At 51.2% G+C, this 17,066-nt stretch carries 16 protein-coding genes; 8 read left to right on the plus strand and 8 right to left on the minus strand.

The annotated features are described in order from the left end of the window. Window positions 1–83 precede the first annotated feature (83 nt). The 3 genes from G462_RS0111260 to G462_RS22590 all read right to left on the minus strand — a co-directional run bounded on the left by G462_RS0111260 (window position 84) and on the right by G462_RS22590 (window position 5,355). Window positions 84–2,555: a glycogen/starch/alpha-glucan phosphorylase gene (locus tag G462_RS0111260; RefSeq protein ID WP_026959077.1), complete on the minus strand. Its 2,472-nt coding sequence runs from the start codon at window positions 2,553–2,555 to the stop codon at window positions 84–86. Window positions 2,556–3,056: 501 nt separating this feature from the next. Further along, window positions 3,057–4,700 carry a phosphoglucomutase (alpha-D-glucose-1,6-bisphosphate-dependent) gene (gene pgm, locus G462_RS0111265; protein ID WP_026959078.1) on the minus strand — a complete coding sequence of 548 codons (1,644 nt, stop codon included), beginning with the start codon at window positions 4,698–4,700 and terminating at the stop codon, window positions 3,057–3,059. A 31-nt stretch (window positions 4,701–4,731) separates the two neighbouring features. Then, entirely contained in the window at window positions 4,732–5,355 is a 624-nt protein-coding gene (locus tag G462_RS22590) for a hypothetical protein (RefSeq protein ID WP_051326701.1), read from the minus strand. Window positions 5,356–5,470: 115 nt separating this feature from the next. Between G462_RS22590 and G462_RS0111275 the strand changes: the two genes are divergently transcribed. The 5 genes from G462_RS0111275 to G462_RS0111295 all read left to right on the plus strand — a co-directional run bounded on the left by G462_RS0111275 (window position 5,471) and on the right by G462_RS0111295 (window position 8,056). Then, a complete protein-coding gene (locus G462_RS0111275) occupies window positions 5,471–6,238 on the plus strand; it encodes an alpha/beta fold hydrolase (RefSeq protein ID WP_026959079.1) in 768 nt (255 codons plus the stop codon). 54 nt (window positions 6,239–6,292) lie between these two features. Next, on the plus strand, window positions 6,293–6,514 hold the full coding sequence (locus tag G462_RS0111280) for a DUF2788 domain-containing protein (protein WP_026959080.1): 222 nt from the start codon (window positions 6,293–6,295) through the stop codon (window positions 6,512–6,514). A 20-nt stretch (window positions 6,515–6,534) separates the two neighbouring features. Beyond that, window positions 6,535–6,822: a LexA regulated protein gene (ybfE, locus tag G462_RS0111285; protein WP_026959081.1), complete on the plus strand. Its 288-nt coding sequence runs from the start codon at window positions 6,535–6,537 to the stop codon at window positions 6,820–6,822. Window positions 6,823–6,842: 20 nt separating this feature from the next. After that, a complete protein-coding gene (gene fldA / locus G462_RS0111290) occupies window positions 6,843–7,370 on the plus strand; it encodes a flavodoxin FldA (protein ID WP_026959082.1) in 528 nt (175 codons plus the stop codon). 80 nt (window positions 7,371–7,450) lie between these two features. Then, complete coding sequence (locus G462_RS0111295) at window positions 7,451–8,056, plus strand: lytic transglycosylase domain-containing protein (protein ID WP_026959083.1); 606 nt, start codon at window positions 7,451–7,453, stop codon at window positions 8,054–8,056. 11 nt (window positions 8,057–8,067) lie between these two features. On the opposite strand, the gene G462_RS0111300 is transcribed toward G462_RS0111295, so the two are convergent. Further along, a complete protein-coding gene (locus tag G462_RS0111300; RefSeq protein WP_026959084.1) occupies window positions 8,068–8,559 on the minus strand; it encodes a DUF4442 domain-containing protein in 492 nt (163 codons plus the stop codon). A 163-nt stretch (window positions 8,560–8,722) separates the two neighbouring features. Between G462_RS0111300 and fur the strand changes: the two genes are divergently transcribed. Next, window positions 8,723–9,151, plus strand: a complete 429-nt coding sequence (gene fur, locus G462_RS0111305) for a ferric iron uptake transcriptional regulator (protein ID WP_026959085.1) — start codon at window positions 8,723–8,725, stop codon at window positions 9,149–9,151. 44 nt (window positions 9,152–9,195) lie between these two features. Here the strand turns inward: fur and G462_RS0111310 are convergent, their stop codons facing one another. Beyond that, window positions 9,196–9,801 carry a flavin prenyltransferase UbiX gene (locus G462_RS0111310; RefSeq protein WP_211234215.1) on the minus strand — a complete coding sequence of 202 codons (606 nt, stop codon included), beginning with the start codon at window positions 9,799–9,801 and terminating at the stop codon, window positions 9,196–9,198. A 138-nt stretch (window positions 9,802–9,939) separates the two neighbouring features. Here G462_RS0111310 and G462_RS0111315 point away from each other — a divergent pair, with 138 nt between their 5' ends. After that, entirely contained in the window at window positions 9,940–11,190 is a 1,251-nt protein-coding gene (locus tag G462_RS0111315; RefSeq protein WP_026959087.1) for a cyclic di-GMP phosphodiesterase, read from the plus strand. A 35-nt stretch (window positions 11,191–11,225) separates the two neighbouring features. On the opposite strand, the gene G462_RS0111320 is transcribed toward G462_RS0111315, so the two are convergent. From G462_RS0111320 to G462_RS0111330, 3 genes are all read right to left on the minus strand, one after another. Next, window positions 11,226–14,342: an efflux RND transporter permease subunit gene (locus tag G462_RS0111320; RefSeq protein WP_026959088.1), complete on the minus strand. Its 3,117-nt coding sequence runs from the start codon at window positions 14,340–14,342 to the stop codon at window positions 11,226–11,228. Between the two features lie 9 nt (window positions 14,343–14,351). Then, a complete protein-coding gene (locus tag G462_RS0111325) occupies window positions 14,352–15,488 on the minus strand; it encodes an efflux RND transporter periplasmic adaptor subunit (protein WP_026959089.1) in 1,137 nt (378 codons plus the stop codon). Window positions 15,489–15,666: 178 nt separating this feature from the next. Further along, a complete protein-coding gene (locus G462_RS0111330; protein WP_026959090.1) occupies window positions 15,667–16,269 on the minus strand; it encodes a single-stranded DNA-binding protein in 603 nt (200 codons plus the stop codon). A gap of 81 nt (window positions 16,270–16,350) precedes the next feature. Here G462_RS0111330 and G462_RS0111335 point away from each other — a divergent pair, with 81 nt between their 5' ends. Next, window positions 16,351–17,052 carry a pseudouridine synthase gene (locus G462_RS0111335; protein WP_035477533.1) on the plus strand — a complete coding sequence of 234 codons (702 nt, stop codon included), beginning with the start codon at window positions 16,351–16,353 and terminating at the stop codon, window positions 17,050–17,052. The last annotated feature ends 14 nt before the right edge of the window (window positions 17,053–17,066 follow it).

Here is a 17,066-nt window from a genome sequence, read left to right on the forward strand (position 1 = left end):
GCATCAACAGTATGCGGCTTCAGCGCGCATAAAAAAAGAGGAGCATGATGCTCCTCTTTATCGATTGCTTACTTAATCAGTGATTAAGCAGGAATTACTTTTTCCAAGTGCCAGATGCGCTCTACGTAATCTTCAATCGAGCGGTCAGAGTTGAACTTACCAACAGACGCTGAGTTGATGATTGCCATGCGCGCCCAGCCTTTCTGGTCGCGGTAAGCCGCATCGATAGCTTTGTTCGCGTCTGAGTAAGATTCGAAGTCAGCCAGACACAGGTATGGGTCGCCACCGTCAAGCAGGCTGTGCTTGATAGAAGACAGCTCACCAGGGTTACCCGGGGTGAAGAAGTCAGTGTCGAACCAATCCAGAACAGCTTTCAGCTCAGGGTTGCTGTAGTAGTAATCCCATGGGTTGTAACCAGCAGCCTTGGCAGCTTTCACTTCGTCACAGTCCATACCGAAGATGAAGATGTTGTCATCGCCCACTTCTTCACGGATTTCTACGTTTGCACCGTCCATAGTACCCAGAGTCAGGGCACCGTTCAGAGCGAACTTCATGTTACCGGTACCTGAAGCTTCGTAACCAGCAGTTGAGATTTGCTCAGATACGTCAGCCGCTGGGAACAGTTTCTCAGCCAGAGTTACGCGGTAGTTAGGCAGGAATACAACTTTCAGCTTGCCTTTGATGCGAGGATCGTTGTTTACCTTGTCAGCTACTTTGTTGATGCCGTAGATGATGTCTTTAGCCAGCTTGTAACCCGGAGCCGCTTTCGCGCCGAAGATGTATACACGTGGGTGCATATCCAGGTCTGGGTTTTCCAGCAGACGACGGTACAGAGCCATGATGTGAATCAGGTTCAGTTGCTGACGCTTGTACTCGTGTAGACGCTTGATTTGGATATCGAAGATAGCAGATGGATCCACTTCTACATCACACAGGTCTTTAATAACCTTGGCTAGTTGAACCTTCTTAGTGTGCTTGATGTCCATGAATTTCTTCTGGAACTTAGCATCGTCAGCGAACTCGTTGGCTTTGCTCAGCAGGTTCAGGTCACGTGGCCATTGGTCACCCACTAGGTCGGTGTACATAGACGCCAGTTCTTCGTTACAAGCCAGCAGCCAGCGACGTGGAGTTACACCGTTGGTTACGTTCTCGAAACGCTCAGGCCAGATTTCGTAGAACTCTGGGAACAAGTCTTCTTTAACCAGCTCAGAGTGCATTGCTGCAACACCGTTGGTCTTGAAGCTGCCGATTACACACAGGAACGCCATGCGAACCATGCGGCTCTCACCTTCTTCGATGATAGACAGACGACGCTTCATTTCGTCGTTGCCAGGCCATTTAGCTTCAACCACGTCTTCCAGGAAGCGACGGTTGATTTCGTAAATGATTTCCAGGTGACGAGGCAGTACTTTCTCGAACAGGTATACAGCCCACTTCTCTAGTGCTTCTGGCAGCAGAGTGTGGTTGGTGTAAGCGAAGGTCTCTGAACATACTTTCCACGCTTCGTCCCACTGTAGGCCTTCTTCGTCGATCAGAATGCGCATCAGTTCAGGGATAGCGATGGTTGGGTGAGTATCGTTCAGCTGAACAACGGCTTGCTTAGAGAACTGAGAGAAATCAGTGTGATTACGCTTGTAACGACGGATGATGTCTTTCAAAGAACATGCACAGAAGAAGTACTGCTGAATCAGACGCAGTTCTTTACCCGCTTCGGTTTCATCGTTCGGGTACAGTACTTTAGATACCGCTTCAGCTTGAGATTTCTCAGCTTGAGAGTCGATGTAACCACCGGCGTTGAATACATCCCAATCGAAGAAGTCAGCTGCTTTAGATTCCCACAAACGCAGTACGTTTACAGTTTTCGCTTCGTAGCCAACTACTGGGATATCCCATGGCACACCCTTGATTTTCCGGCCAGCGTGCCACACTTTGCGCATCTTGCCGTCTTCACCGAATACGGTCTCTACGTAACCGTATAGTGGAACTTCTTGTACAGATTCTGGACGGCAAATCTCGAATGGGTTGCCGTATTCACGCCAGCTGTCTGGACGCTCGATCTGACGACCGTTTTGGATTTCTTGACGGAACAGGCCGTGCTCGTAGTGGATGCCGTAGCCAACCGCTGGGTAGTTCAGGGTAGCTAGAGAATCGATGAAACAAGCAGCCAGACGACCCAGGCCACCGTTACCCAGAGCCATATCAGGCTCTTCATCACATACGTCGTTGATGTCCTTGCCCAGATCGCTCAGTGCATCACGTGCTGCTTCGAAAACGCCTACGTTGTGCAGGTTGTTAACGGTCAAGCGACCCATCAAGAACTCTAGAGAAAGATAGTGAACCGCACGCGAGTCGTTGTCAGCGTTGGCTTTTGAAGTTTGAGTCAGGCGCTCGAAGATAAGTTCGTTAACAGCTGAGCAGGTCGCTTTCCACCATGCTTGGTCGTTAGCGCGACTTTCATCAGTGCCGTAGGTGCTGCGCAGATGGCGAACGATAGAGTCTTTAAACTCTTTCTTGCTTAAGCCAAGAGAGTTGGCTTGTGCCTTTTTAGCGGCCATAGTCTTTTCCTTTATGTCTAACCTTTGACGACGTTTTGTTGCCTACACGGTGTTAACCGATTTTGGGACTAGCCCGCCGTGCAAGCAAAAATTTGTTGAGACAGCAGCTTTATGAATTGATAAAGCAGGCTTAAAAATAAGCGACTTACAGTCCTTGCCTCTTAACGCTGACACAGTGTAAATAAATCCAGTGAAAAGCCCAGATCTTGAAAATGATTTCATTTGAAATAATTTTTCACAGGTTGATCAACGTCAAATGTTTTAGGGGGTAATTGTCGGTTTTTGAACCACTTTGCGCTAGAAAACATGGGGTATTTACACCACTTGTATCCGACCATAAGCGATTAACACGACAGAACAATTACAAAGCGAACAGTTTGAAAACGCTTCCCTGTTTAATATCTAAAATAGTTGCTCAATAGCAATCTCCGTCCATTGAGATTTTTATAGCGCAATAAAAAAGGAGCCATAAGGCTCCTTAATATCTAGCTTAGATTAGCGTTAGGCTTTGGCAAGGGCATCGGCAACGATTTTCTGCGCTTCTTGCTCAATCAGTTGGATGTGCTGTTCGCCTTTAAAGCTTTCCATGTAAATTTTATAGATAGCCTCGGTACCTGATGGGCGAGCAGCGAACCAACCGTTCTCGGTCACCACCTTCAAGCCACCAATCGCAGCATCGTTCCCCGGTGCTTTGGTCAGTTTGGCAATGATCGGCTCGCCAGCCAGGGTTTCCGCTTCCACCATCGATGGGTCCAGCTTGCTCAGAACCGCTTTTTGCTCGATGGTTGCAGGCGCATCGATGCGGCGATATACCGGCTCGCCGAACTCAGCCACAAAGGCTTGGTAGTGCTCACCCGGATCTTTACCGGTTACCGCGATGATCTCGGCAGCGAGTAAGGCCAGAATGATACCGTCTTTGTCGGTGCTCCATACCTTGCCATCACGGCGCAGGAACGAGGCCCCGGCACTCTCTTCACCGCCAAAGGCGATGCCGCCATCGAACAAGCCGTCTACGAACCATTTGAAGCCCACGGGTACTTCTTTTAGCTCGCGCCCCAGTTTGCCCGCTACGCGGTCAATCATAGAGCTGGATACCAGGGTCTTACCAATAGCGGCATTGGCTGACCAACCTTCGCGGTTGCTATATAGATAGTTGATAGCAACAGCCAGGTAGTGGTTAGGGTTGAGCAAGCCACTGCTTTTAGTAACGATGCCGTGGCGATCGTAGTCAGGGTCGTTGCCCACAGCCACGTCGAACTTGTCTTTTAGTGCAATCAGACCCGCCATGGCGTAAGGCGACGAGCAATCCATACGGATCTTGCCGTCTTTATCAACGGTCATAAACGAGAAGGTCGGGTCGATGCGATCGTTTACCACCTCGATATCCAGGCCGTAACGCTCAGCAATCGCAGGCCAGAAGGCCACGCCGCTACCGCCGAGGGTATCTACGCCGATTTTCACCTTAGCCTTAGCGATCGCCTGCATGTCGAGTACGTTTTCCAGATCGTCAACGTATGGCGTGATGTAGTCGTAAGACTCAATGCCATCGCTGGCCAATGCCTGCTCGTAAGGCACGCGCTTAATTGCGCCGGTGTCTTCCGCCAGGATTTGGTTGGCACGGTTCTGCACCCAGGTGGTGATATCGGAGTCAGCCGGGCCACCGTTTGGTGGGTTGTACTTAAAGCCGCCGTCTTCTGGTGGGTTGTGTGAAGGGGTAATCACTACGCCGTCGGCTTGATCGCTGTTAGCCTCGTTGTAGGTCAAAATGGCGTGCGAGATAACCGGCGTTGGAGTGTAGCCAGAGCCTTCTTGATAACGCACTTTTACGCCATTTGCCGCGAACACTTCCAGCGCTGAGCAAAATGCTGGCTCAGACAGCGCGTGGGTGTCTTTACCGATAAACAGTGGACCATCGATGCCTTGCGACTGACGGTATTCAACGATGGCCTGGCTTACCGCCAGAATATGGTCTTCGTTGAAGGCCTTGTTGGCTGAGGTGCCGCGGTGTCCTGAGGTACCGAATGCTACTTGCTGCTCGCGTACGCTAACATCGGGTTTTAACAGGTAGTAATCAGCAACCAGACGAGGGATATCAGCAAGTTGTGAAGGCAAAGCTGGCTTTCCAGCCTGTGGGTGTAGTGCCATGTTGGCTTCTCCGCTTCCTTGAAGTTAGAAATTAAATAAGATCGACCAGATCCTGGTAGCTTGCTTGGGCAAGGCCCATTTGCTCGGCTACCTGTGACAGAATTTTTCGTTTTCTATCGGTGTTGGTATTGGTAATCACGAAGTAAGGGGTCTCAGGAATTGCCTGAGGCTTGGTGGTTTTACCGGTTTCCAACAACGTTTCTTTAGAAGTCGCAAAGTAGATGCGTTTGCTGCCTTTAATTTCGGTGGCCGCGCCAAACTTGTCGGCGTCATAGGCGTACAGGCGAGACATTAGCGCCAAAAAGCGTTTGGTAGAGCTGCGCAGCTCGGCAATCTCTTGCAGCGCATCGAAGGCTTGCGCAGGCGTTGCACTAGCAACCGGCTGTTGGGCAGGCTCAATCGCTACAGCCTCTACCTGTTCTGCTTGCGCTGCTTGCTCTGCTTGCTCTGCTTGCTCTGCTAGTTGTTCGGCCGTTTCAGGCTCAACAGCGGCTTGTTCTGCAACACTCTCTTGGGCTTGCTGTATGGCGTTAGCGTCTTGCGGCGCATCCACATCTAGCAGGCGACGCAGAATGTCTGAAGCGCTTTCACCGATGTATCGGGTTTGCCCTGCGATATAGAAATAAAGGTCATCATCGACTTCTATAGTTTTCATTGTTTCTTCTGTTTCGTAACATCGTCTTGCGGCTATTATACATATGGCCGAGAAGAACTCACCTGAGATAGATTGCAAATTAAGCGCTTGATTTCACAAGCGCAGGGAGAAAACGTTGTCACTTCATTATCAGATCCTTGGTGAAGGGGAACCGGTGGTTCTGCACCACGGACTCTTTGGTAGCTTGTCGAATCTGGCACTACTGGCAAAACACCTTGTTCAATTGGGATATCAAGTCATCAGCGTCGATGCACTCAATCATGGCCACTCCCCCACCAGCGACGATATGTGCTTTGCAACCCAAGCGAAACATTTGGCTTCCCTACTCGACCAACTCGCTATCGAGCGCTGCTGTATTGTGGGCCACTCGATGGGCGGTAAGGTGGCGATGGCGCTTGCGCTCACAGCCCCCGAGCGAGTGAAGGCGCTGGTTGTCGCCGATATCGCGCCGGTGGCCTACCAACATAGCCATCAGGCAGTGTTTGATGGCTTGCATGCGGTGCCCTTGGGCCAGATCACCAGCCGCCGCGACGCCGAACAGTATATGGCGCAGCATGTTCAAGAGCCGGGCGTTCGGCAGTTTCTACTTAAGTCACTCTCCAAAGAGCCAGAGGGCTGGCGCTGGCTGTTTCGCCTAAACGAATTGCGTCGTTGTTATCCGCAGATTATCGACTGGCAGGTCGAGGGCAGATACGAGGGGCCTTGCCTGTTTATTAAGGGCGCACGTTCTGACTATATAGAGGCAAAGTACCAGCCGCAGGTCGCGCAGATCTTCCCCCATGCTAGCTTGAAGATCATCGAACAGACCGGCCATTGGCTACACGCTGAAAAACCTGACATTTTCAATCGTTTAACCGAGCGTTTTTTGCACAGCCTAAATTAACATGGTTCAGGCGCTGTGCTATAGTGCGCCGCATATTTATGAACAGGGATGGTCATGCTCGCGCAATATATCGATACCTTCGAGGCTTGGGGTCTAAACCTTGGTCTGGTCGTTCTATTCTTTTTTATCGGCATGGCTATCCAAGATGTACTTAAGAAAGGCAATGTGCCTTTATTTGGCCGTGCGGTGGTATGGCTGGTGCTTTTCTTAGGTTGTGCAGGTTTCATTGCTAAAGGGTTGATACAGGTATTCTGGCAAGGTGCCGGTGTTGGCTAGCAGCAAGTTTTTTATTGTATATGGCAAAACAGAGCAGCGATCGAACTACAATCGATCTATTTTCTAATGAAAAGCGTGTCGGTCGTCCCCGTACTAATCCGCTAAGTCGTAAAGATCAGCTTCGCGCGAACAAGCGTAAGCAGATCCAGCGAGATCGGGAAAACGGCTTTAAGCGCATCGAACTAAAAGTGGATAGTGAACTGTTTGAGCAGCTCAACCAACTGGCAACTGACTCAGGTCTTAGTCGCAGCGAGTTGATTGCTGATATTCTTACTCAACAAGTTTCGCTTCTCAACGAAACACCTTAACACTGAATACAGGTATAACTATGGCGAGTGTTGGCATTTTCTTTGGCAGTGACACCGGTAACACCGAAGCTGTCGCGCAAATGATTCAAAAAGAACTTGGTAAAAAACTGGTAGAGATTAAAGATATTGCCAAGTCGACCAAAGAGGAAATCGACGAGTTTTCGTTGATCCTATTTGGTATCCCTACCTGGTACTACGGCGAAGCCCAGTGTGATTGGGATGACTTCTTCCCAGAGCTAGAGCAAATCGACTTCTCTGAAAAGCTGGTTGCGATCTTCGGCTGTGGTGACCAAGAAGACTACGCTGAGTACTTCCTGGACGCCATGGGCACCTTGAATGATATAGTGGTAGCAAAAGGCGCCACCGTTATCGGTCACTGGTCTACCGAAGGCTACGACTTTGAAGAGTCCAAAGCGATGGCCGATGACAACCACTTTGTGGGTCTTGGCATCGACGAAGACCGCCAGCCAGAGCTGACCGAAGCGCGGGTTAAAGCTTGGTGTGCACAGGTATACGAAGAGATGTGCTTGGCCGAGCTGGAAGGCTAAACCCTTGCTTACTTAAAAAGCACTTAATAATCTCTCAATAAAGCCGGTCAATCCGGCTTTATTTTTGCTTTAATTTAACCATGAGCAAATTATCCTACAGCGCACGTTGTGCCACCGCCCTACTCTTATTGTCCTCTGCAGCCACTGCAGATGTTTGGTATTTTCAAGATGAACGGGGGGTTATGCACTTCTCCCAGACCCGCAAAAGCGATAAGTGGCAGCTATTGATGCGCACGCCTTCGGGCGCAACCTTCCAAGCGCCGCGCTTGGCCCCTGCGCCGTCACGCCAAAAACTTGGCTACGATCAGTACATCCAAAAGAGCGCGGTACGTTATGCCTTAGATCCAGCACTGATCCATGCGGTCATCGCAGTAGAGTCAAACTATCAAGTGGATGCGGTATCGCGCGCTGGCGCAATGGGCCTAATGCAACTGATGCCAGCAACCGCCAAGCGATTCTCAGTGAGTGACCCGTTTGAGGCTGAACAGAATATCGATGCAGGTTCGAAGTACCTGCGTTGGCTGTTGGATGAGTTTGATTCACTGTCGTTGGCCTTAGCGGGCTACAACGCAGGCGAGAATGCGGTTAAGCGCTACGGCAATCAGATCCCACCATTTAATGAGACACAAAACTACGTTGAAAAGGTGATGCGTCGCTATCGCGAAAACCTAACTGCCTTACAATAGCGCCTTCCCTGTTATGCCGCCTCTACTTGGGCGGGCCTAAAACGGCGCTTCAAGCGGATATACAAAGTGCGCTCGATACGCGCGACAACCTCACCCTGTTCATCGACCACCTCGCAGACCATCTTAGGGTTAAACTTCTCCCCAGCCTCGGTAGCCATGCGCACTTCGCGTACAAAGCGCTCCTCAATATGAAAACGTGCGTAGAGTTTCCCCATGCCCGGCTTGATAAAGTCGATATGGGCCGACTTGTCCCAGATGTGGTAACGCGAGCCCAAAATGGCCATTAACATCAGCGGGTAAATAGGATCGGTCATCGCAAACATCGAGCCACCGAACTGGCTACGGTTGGCATTTTTGTTCCACCAGCTAAAACGTAGCGCCACTTCGCAATGTGTGAAGTCTTTAGATAAGCGCTTGATTTTGATACCCGATCCCCAGAATGGTGGCCAGAGATTGAGCGCTAATTTGGCAACGCCGGGGTTTGAGAGGAGCTTTTGAACCATGCTAACCCTTCCATGTGGTACGACCAGTAAGGCAAAAGCCTAAACAAAAACCGTTCGCAACACAAGAATTTGCCAATGGCGTTTATGTTTCGGTTGGAAGCACATATACTACGTGCAAACTTATAAGCATTTGCTAAACAAGCAAGGGATCAATACAACCGTTATGCCAGATAACAATGCAGCGCTAAAAAAGGCAGGCCTTAAGGTCACTCTTCCAAGAATGAAGATCCTGGACTTACTTCAGTCTCCAGGCAACCAGCATGTAAGTGCTGAAGACCTCTATAAACGCCTGCTCGACCAAGGAGAGGAAATCGGCCTAGCGACTGTATACCGGGTGCTTAACCAGTTCGACGATGCGGGCATCGTCACCCGTCATCACTTTGAAGGCGGTAAGTCCGTGTTTGAACTGAGCAGTCAAAAACACCACGACCACTTGGTATGTTTAGATTGTGGCAAGGTAATCGAATTCAGTGACGATACCATTGAAAGCCGCCAGCGTGAGGTGGCGCAGACTAATGGCATCGAGCTTACCAACCACAGCCTCTACCTCTACGGTAACTGCAGCAAAGCAGACTGCGAAAACAAGAAGTAAGCGCTCAAGCAATCACTTGCAAGTAAAGCCGGCTAACGCCGGCTTTATTGTTGATAGCCCCAGCGTTTAGATAGCCTGTGCTCGATATTTAGGTGATCCATCACGCGTGCCACAACATGGTCGACCAGGTCATCTATCGATTCCGGCTGGTGATAATAACCCGGACACGCTGGCATGATATCCACGCCCAAGCGTGCCAGTTTAAGCATGTTCTCTAAGTGAATCGCCGAGAAAGGCATCTCTCGCGGCACCAATACCAACTGCCCCTTCTCTTTAATCACCACATCTGCCGCGCGTTCGATAAGGTTGTCAGACATGCCGTGGGCGACCGCCGCCAAGGTCCCCATGCTACAAGGGCAAACCACCATTTGCTTCGGTGAAGACGAACCGCTAGCCACTTTGGAGAACCAATCGGTTTTGCCGGGGATCTCCAGCTGTTGCTCATCAACATTAAAACGCGCGCACAGGTAACTGCGCAACTTATCGTTGTTGTTTGGCCAAGGCTCGGCCAACTCCGTCGCCACTACCACCTTGGCAGCGCTTGATAGCAAAAGGTGCACTTTATGGCCGGTTGTGAGTAAAGACTCAAGTAAGCGCTGTGCATAAGGTGCGCCTGACGCCCCAGTTATTGCTAATGTGATCTCTTGCATCAACGTAAGTTCTCGTTCTTATGTTAAAATATAGTTTAACTAACAACTTGTTAGCCGGATGCAAAGTGTAATTGATTGCATTGCTTATGTCGCTTGTCAGCGTCCGGCAAACAACTAACGGTCCTTAACGGATAGCTAATGACACGGAAGTCACTAAAACTCAATGAGCTGCAAATCGGGCATTATATCTGCCTGCCCATGGGGTGGACCTCCCACCCCTTTATGCGCAATAACTTTAAGATTAAGAACGCAGAACAGCTTACGGTGTTAAAAGGCCTTGAGCTTAATGATATTGAAGTGATCCCGGAAAAATCCGACGTTGCAGTGCCAGATAGCCACGCCGAGCTGGATACCCTCGACACGCCAAAAGAAGCGGTTAAAGAGCTTGATGACGACGCGCGATGGCAAAAAGAAATTCGCGCCAATCAACGCCGCGCCGCCAAAGCGCATCAGGTTAGCTCCGACGCTTTCCGCCAAGCGCTTACTGCATTTAAAAGCCAACCTGAGCAAGCCTACTTTTTACTGTTTGAGAACGTCAACAAGACCTTGGCGCCGCTATACCAAAACAAGCAACAAGTGCCCGTGTACTTGTGCATCGATCGTCAAGCAGACGAAGACCTGTTTATGCACAGCGTGAACGTTGCGGTGCTTAGTTGCTTGACCGCCAAGCAACTGAATATCGATGAGAAGCAGTGTCAAACCCTGGCATTGGCAGCGCTTTGCCATGATATCGGCGAATTAAAGGTTCCCAAGCAGATCCGCAAATCGCCCCAGCCCTTGAGCGGCTCTGAATTAAGTTTTTTCCAAAGCCATCCCAAGTTCAGTCTGGAGGCCGTCAAGCAAGCGGGGTCATTTCCTAAGGAGATCCTGCCGATTATTCTTAATCATCACGAATGCTTAGACGGCAGCGGCTATCCGGCCCATAGCAAATTGGTTGCTGCCGATGTACTCACCCAGATCTTGGCGGTGGTCGAACAGTTTGAGCACCTTTGCCACCCCCTTCCCTACCAAAAGCCGGTCACCCCACAAGAGGCCTTCGCCTACATCTACAAGCATGCCGATGTGAAATACGCCAAGTTCGTGATTGAAGCCCTGCTGAAGGTGATGGGGATCTACCCACCCGGCAGTTTTGTGCAGTTAAGCAATGGCGAGTACGCCTTGGTGCAATCAAGCAACCCTAAAGACAAACTGCGCCCGGTCGTCATCATGCTACAAGCCGATGCCAACTTTGGCGACGGCGAGTTGCTCGCACTCGCCGACGGTGAAGTGAAAGTGGATAAGTCGGTAAAAGTCGATCAAATCTCCAAGAACCTGCTCAAGAACTATCAGCCCAAAGAGATCCGCTTCTGCTACTTCTTTGACCCCGGCCCAACTGAAAAAGGCGCCTAAGGCGCCTTTTGTTTTTTGGGTAACGCCTCTAAGCGCTACTGCGTCTTAGGCTTGTTTACCTTCTCACGCAGGCTCTGCAAGATAACGTAGAAGGCAGGAACCAAGCAGGTACCCACCACAGTGGCGGCCAGCATACCACCGGTTACCGCATAACCAAGCGATAGTCGACTCGCCGCCCCCGCACCGGACGCTGTGACCATCGGGATCATACCCAAGATAAACGACAGCGCTGTCATCAGTACTGCGCGGAAACGCAGGCGTGCTGCTGTGGTAGCTGCTTCAACGATTGAGTGCCCCTCTTCACGCAACTGCTTGGCAAACTCCACCACCAGAATCGCGTTCTTACAGGCGAGGCCAATCAACAGCACCAAGCCGATCTGGGTGTAAAGGTTGATCTCACTGCCCATTAACCAGATGTAGATAAAGGCGCCCAGAATAGCGATTGGCACCGACAGCATCACCGATAACGGAATGGTCCAACTCTCGTACTGCGCCACCAAGAACAGATAGGTAAAGATCAGCGCCAGCGAGAAGATAAACGGCGCCAGGTTACCGGCTTGCAGCTCTTGGTAAGTTTGACCACTCCAGTCATAGGTGTAACCGCTCGGGAAGCTGGTCTCGGCGATATTACGCACCGCTGCAATAGCATCACCGGTACTGTAACCCGGTGCAGGGAAGGCATTCATCTTCACCGCTCCATAGAGGTTGAACTGGGTGGTGTATTCAGGACCGAGTACCGGTTCAACTTCTACCAAGGTGTTAAGTGGCACCATCTCGCCTGCGTTGTTGCGCACATAGAAGCGGGCGATATCTGTTTCACTATTACGGAACTCCGTTTCAGCTTGCATGTTCACCCGGAACACCTTACCGAAGCGGTTAAAGTCGTTCACGTATAGCGAGCCCAGCATAGTTTGCAGCGTGGTGAAGATGCTATCCAACTGAATGCCCTGCACCTTGGCTTTTTCACGGTCTACGTCCACAAAGATCTGCGGCACGTCGGCACGGAAGGTACTGAATGCTGCGCCCAGCTCGGTAGCCTCGGAGGCTTGCAAAGACATGGTACGCATCACTTGCGCCAAACTCTCTGGCCCACGTCCCAAGGTATCCTGGATGAAGAATTCAACCCCAGCAACGGTACCCACACCCGGCAACGCCGGCAGTGAGAAGCTCATACCCTGCGCTTCTTGGTAGCCCGCCAAGATCTGATTGGCCTTCATCACCAAGCCTGCTTCACTGAGCTCTGGCGTTTGACGCTCTTCCCAATCGGATAAGTTCAGTACCATCAGACCGGAGTTAGACGACACAGAGCCGGCAATCACCGAGTAACCCGCAGCAGAGATAACGCTGGTTACCCCTTCCATCTCACCAAGCTCTTCAACCATCTTACCAATTACATCTTTGGTACGGTTCAAGGATGCGCCATCAGGCAACTGCACATCGATAAAGAAGGCCTTTTTATCTTCGGTAGGTACGAAGCCACTCGGCAACTGGGTTGCCATAAAGCCGGTACCCAGCAGCAGGCTCACGTAAAGCACGCCAATAAAGCTGAGCTTACGTAAAATACCACTTACCAAGCTGTTGTAGCGGCCGGTCAGCTTCTCGAAGTTGCGGTTAAACAGCGCATGAAAGCCCTTGGTGTGTGGCTCGCTATTACGCAGCAAAGAGGCACACAGCGCTGGGCTTAAAGTCAGTGCGTTCACCGACGAGATCAGTACCGAAATACAGATGGTGATCGAGAACTGGGCATACATCTGGCCGGTAATCCCGGGCATTACTGCTGTAGGAATAAACACCGCCAGCAACACCAAGGTGGTGGCGACAACCGGGCCACTTACCTCCAGCATGGATTTCTCAGTGGCCTCAATCGGCCCGAGGCCTTCTTGTTGCATCAATCGGGTGGTGTTCTCTACCACCACAATCGCATCGTCCACCACGATACCAATCGCCAGAATCAGCGCGAACAAGGTCACGGTGTTGATGGTCATACCGGTAGCCAGCAAGAAGGCAAAGGTGCCCACCAGCGATACCGGGATGGCAATCGCCGGAATCATGGTTTGACGCACGTCTTGCAAGAACAAGTACACAACGAAGATAACCAGCGCACAGGCGATAATCAGCGTGATAACCATCTCTTCGATGGAGGCTTGTACAAAGGAGGTGGTGTCATAGAGGATTTGATAGTCCAAATCTTCTGGGAAGTTCTGCTTAAGGCGATCCATCTCATCGCGGACACCTTGGGCCACTTCCAGCGCGTTCGCGCCACTGCTCTGGTTGATAAACAGCAAAGAAGCAGGCTTGTTATCCACCGAGGCTTCAGCGTCATAGCTGGCAGCCCCCATTTCCACCCGGGCGATGTCGCGCAGGTACACCGCACTGCCATCGAGGTTTGAGCGCACGATGATGCTTTCAAACTCTTCCGGGGTCGACAGGCGTCCTTTACTTTGCAGGGTGTACTGAAACTGCTGATCGTGGGGGGTTGGTGCGGCACCGATACGGCCGGCGGCAACCTGTACGTTTTGCTCTTGCACTGCGGCGATGGCATCTTCAACGGTGACACCGAGGCTGGCCATACGGTCAGGGTTTAGCCATAGGCGCATGGAGTAGTCCATACCACCGATAATGCTAACCTCAGAAACCCCGTTAACCCGCGCCAGATTGTCTTTGATGTTGATACCAACATAGTTGTTCAAAAACAGGTTATCGAAGCTGCCATTGGGGGACGTAACCGTGAGCATCATCAGAATGTTCGGGTCACGTTTGGCCACCACAATACCGCTGCGCTGCACCTCCGCGGGCATACGCGGCATCGCCCTTTGTACCCGGTTTTGCACGTTAACCTGCGCCATATCCACATCGGTACCCACCGAGAAGGTCACCGTCAGCGAGTAACTACCGTCGTTACCACTTTTCGATTCCATGTAGATCATATCTTCAACGCCGTTGACTTCGGCATCGATGATCTTGGCGATGGTCTCCTCAACCACCTTGGCGCTGGCGCCGGGATATGAGGTGCTTACAGATACGGTCGGTGGCGAGATCTCTGGGAACTCGGCCACCGGCAGCACAGGGATAGACAAAAAACCGGCCAAGGTCAGAACAATGGAGATTACGAACGCAAACTTTGGGCGGTGAATAAAGAAGCGACTAAACATGGGAGCTCCTTACGACGCACTTTCTTCAAAAGGACGCGCGGTCTCTTCGGTGTAATCCACCTCGACCCCTATTCGCACCCGCTGCAAGCCGTCGACGATGACCATGTCACCCTCATCGAGCCCTTTCTCTACTTGCCAATCGATGCCATAGCGCTCGCCCAGTTCAACGTTTTTGCGTTTGACTACGCCATCTTGTACAACCAGCACATAGCGGCCCTGCTGGTCCTCCTGAACCGAACGCTGTGGGATCACCAACACTGACTCTTGTTCAGCCGCTTCGATAATCACCGTGAGGTAGAGTCCCGGAACAATAAGCTCTTCTTCATTGGGGAAACGCGCTCGCACACTCAAGGTGCCGGTGGCCGCATCTACCCGGTTACTGGCGTAATCCAACACCCCTGCTTCATCAAACATGGTGCCGTCTGGGAAGCGTAAACGAACGGTAAGATCGTCAAATACTTGCTCAGCAGTTTGGCCTTTTAAACGTTGTGCACTTACCACCGCCTTCTCTGGAATTTGGAAGGATACCCACGCAGGCTTGAGCTGCACCAAACTGGCAAGCTCAGTTTGGTCGGCTGAGATAAGGTCACCGGTAAACACTTCTGCGCGCGAGATGCGGCCACTAAAGGGCGCATGGATTTCGGTATAGCTAAGCTCCAATTCGGCTTTGTTAAGCTCGGCGCGAGCGCTGGTTAACGCAGCTTCGGTTTGCAGCTTGTTCGACAGCAGCGTGTCGTAGTCGGAGCGGCTGATAAAGTTATCTTTGATAAGCTCGTCGCCGCGATTAAAGTTCAGAACCGCCGTATCAAAAGCTGCACGCGCTTGCGAAACGATGGCTTGTGCTGATTTAACCGCCGCTTCGTATTGCTCTGGGTCAATCTCAAACAGCAAATCCCCTTCGTTGACTACCGAACCTTCTTCAAACGCTTTGGTGATCAAGTTACCGCGAACTTTCGACTTAATCACGATGTCCTGAGTGGCCTCACTGCGGCCAACAAACTCACGCGTGGGAACAACTTCTCGTAGTTCAACCTGGCGCACCGTCACGGCGGGTTTTACTGGAGGTGGTGGGGGTGGAGCCTGATCACAGGCAGCAATAGTTAGTAGCGTAGCTACCAAGAAACTAGCGCGATATACCGACGACATAGCACGTCCTTGATTTTGATGATAAATAATTGAGCAGGCACTCATATCATAACTTAGTAGATGATGGGCGCAACGCTAATGTTGCACAACTTAACATTAGCTCAGACTCGATAGCTTGTCACCAGAAATGAACGCAGTTTTAACTAACCTTTTCTTTATATTTTAGTGCGTTACGTAATCAGGAAGGATTGTTTATCTTTATGCAGGTGTGGCCATGCAGCAGTACAGACTTTTCATCTGTCGACTTGCCTCTTACCATGCGTAATTCACCTTCCAGCAGCAATTGGCTCCCTTCGCCGCCGTGCTGATCAAGGTACTTAGCCGGGAAGCCCCATAGCTGACAATCTATTGGCGCATTGCTGCCGACATCGAGGCTGAGTTTAATAAACTCGCGATCGTTGGTGCTCTTGGCCAAGGCCGAACGCTTAACCACCTGACCAACTAATTCGCTACGATTCCAATACAATTTGGTGGCCGTGCCTATCAAATCAGCATTGGTTGCGGTGATGCTGCTAACCAGCTGATTTTGCTTGTTGAGCTGTTGATGGTAGTAGCCTTCCAGATGAATCCCCTGCCCAGCCACTGCCCCTTGGCTTAATCGCTCAGCCAACTCGCCCTTGGCCTGTATCGAAAAGTAGTGTTTGCTTTCGCCATCGGCTGCGCGGCTTTTTACCTCAATATCGAAATGGGTGATCGCTTGGCCGTCGGCAAAATACCGGACAACCAACTGTTTTGAAACGATATTTCCTAGTAAAACGATACGACTGCGCAGTGACTGCAAGGGGCTGACTCCGTTGGTGCTTGAGAGCTTTCCTTTATACCACTAAACTTGCCCGCCAAACCATCGATAAAACAATACGCTATGAGCAAGACCATCCGTCTGGATAAGTTTTTGGCACAATCTGTTGGCCTTACCCGCAGTCAGGCCAAACAAGTGATTAAATCCGGCTCGGTGCTGGTTGATGGCATTGCCACCAAGCAAGCTCAGCACCCTATCTCACCGGACACGCTAGTTAGCCTGAACGGTAAATCCCTCAGCGCCAAACAGCCGCGCTACATCATGATGAATAAACCCGCGGGCGTAGTCAGTACTGAAGGCGATGCCCACCACCCTAGCGCAACAAGCTTAATCGAGGATGCCCTTCCCGGTGAGCTGCACTGTGCCGGGCGGCTTGATGTCGATACAACTGGCCTCTTGCTGATCACCGACGATGGCCAATGGTCACACCGGGTGACCAGCCCGCGCCACAATAAATCCAAGCGCTATCGAGTTTCTCTGGCTGATCCCATTGATCAAGCCGCGCTCAACACCCTGGCCCAAGGCGTGTTGCTACGCAACGAGAACAAGCCGACCCTACCGGCAACCTTGGAGCAACTTGACCCAACTGAGGTGCTGATCACCATCAGTGAAGGCCGCTACCATCAGGTGAAACGCATGTTTGCCTTTGTTGGTAACAAGGTAGAAGCCCTGCACCGCGAAGCCATCGGCGACCTGGTGTTACCCACAGCGCTAGAACCGGGCGATTACTGTGAGCTAACTGCCGAGCAGATCGCGCTGTTTTAGAACAATTTTGCCCG

This window comes from Aliagarivorans taiwanensis DSM 22990, assembly GCF_000429505.1.
Lineage (GTDB): Bacteria > Pseudomonadota > Gammaproteobacteria > Enterobacterales > Celerinatantimonadaceae > Aliagarivorans > Aliagarivorans taiwanensis.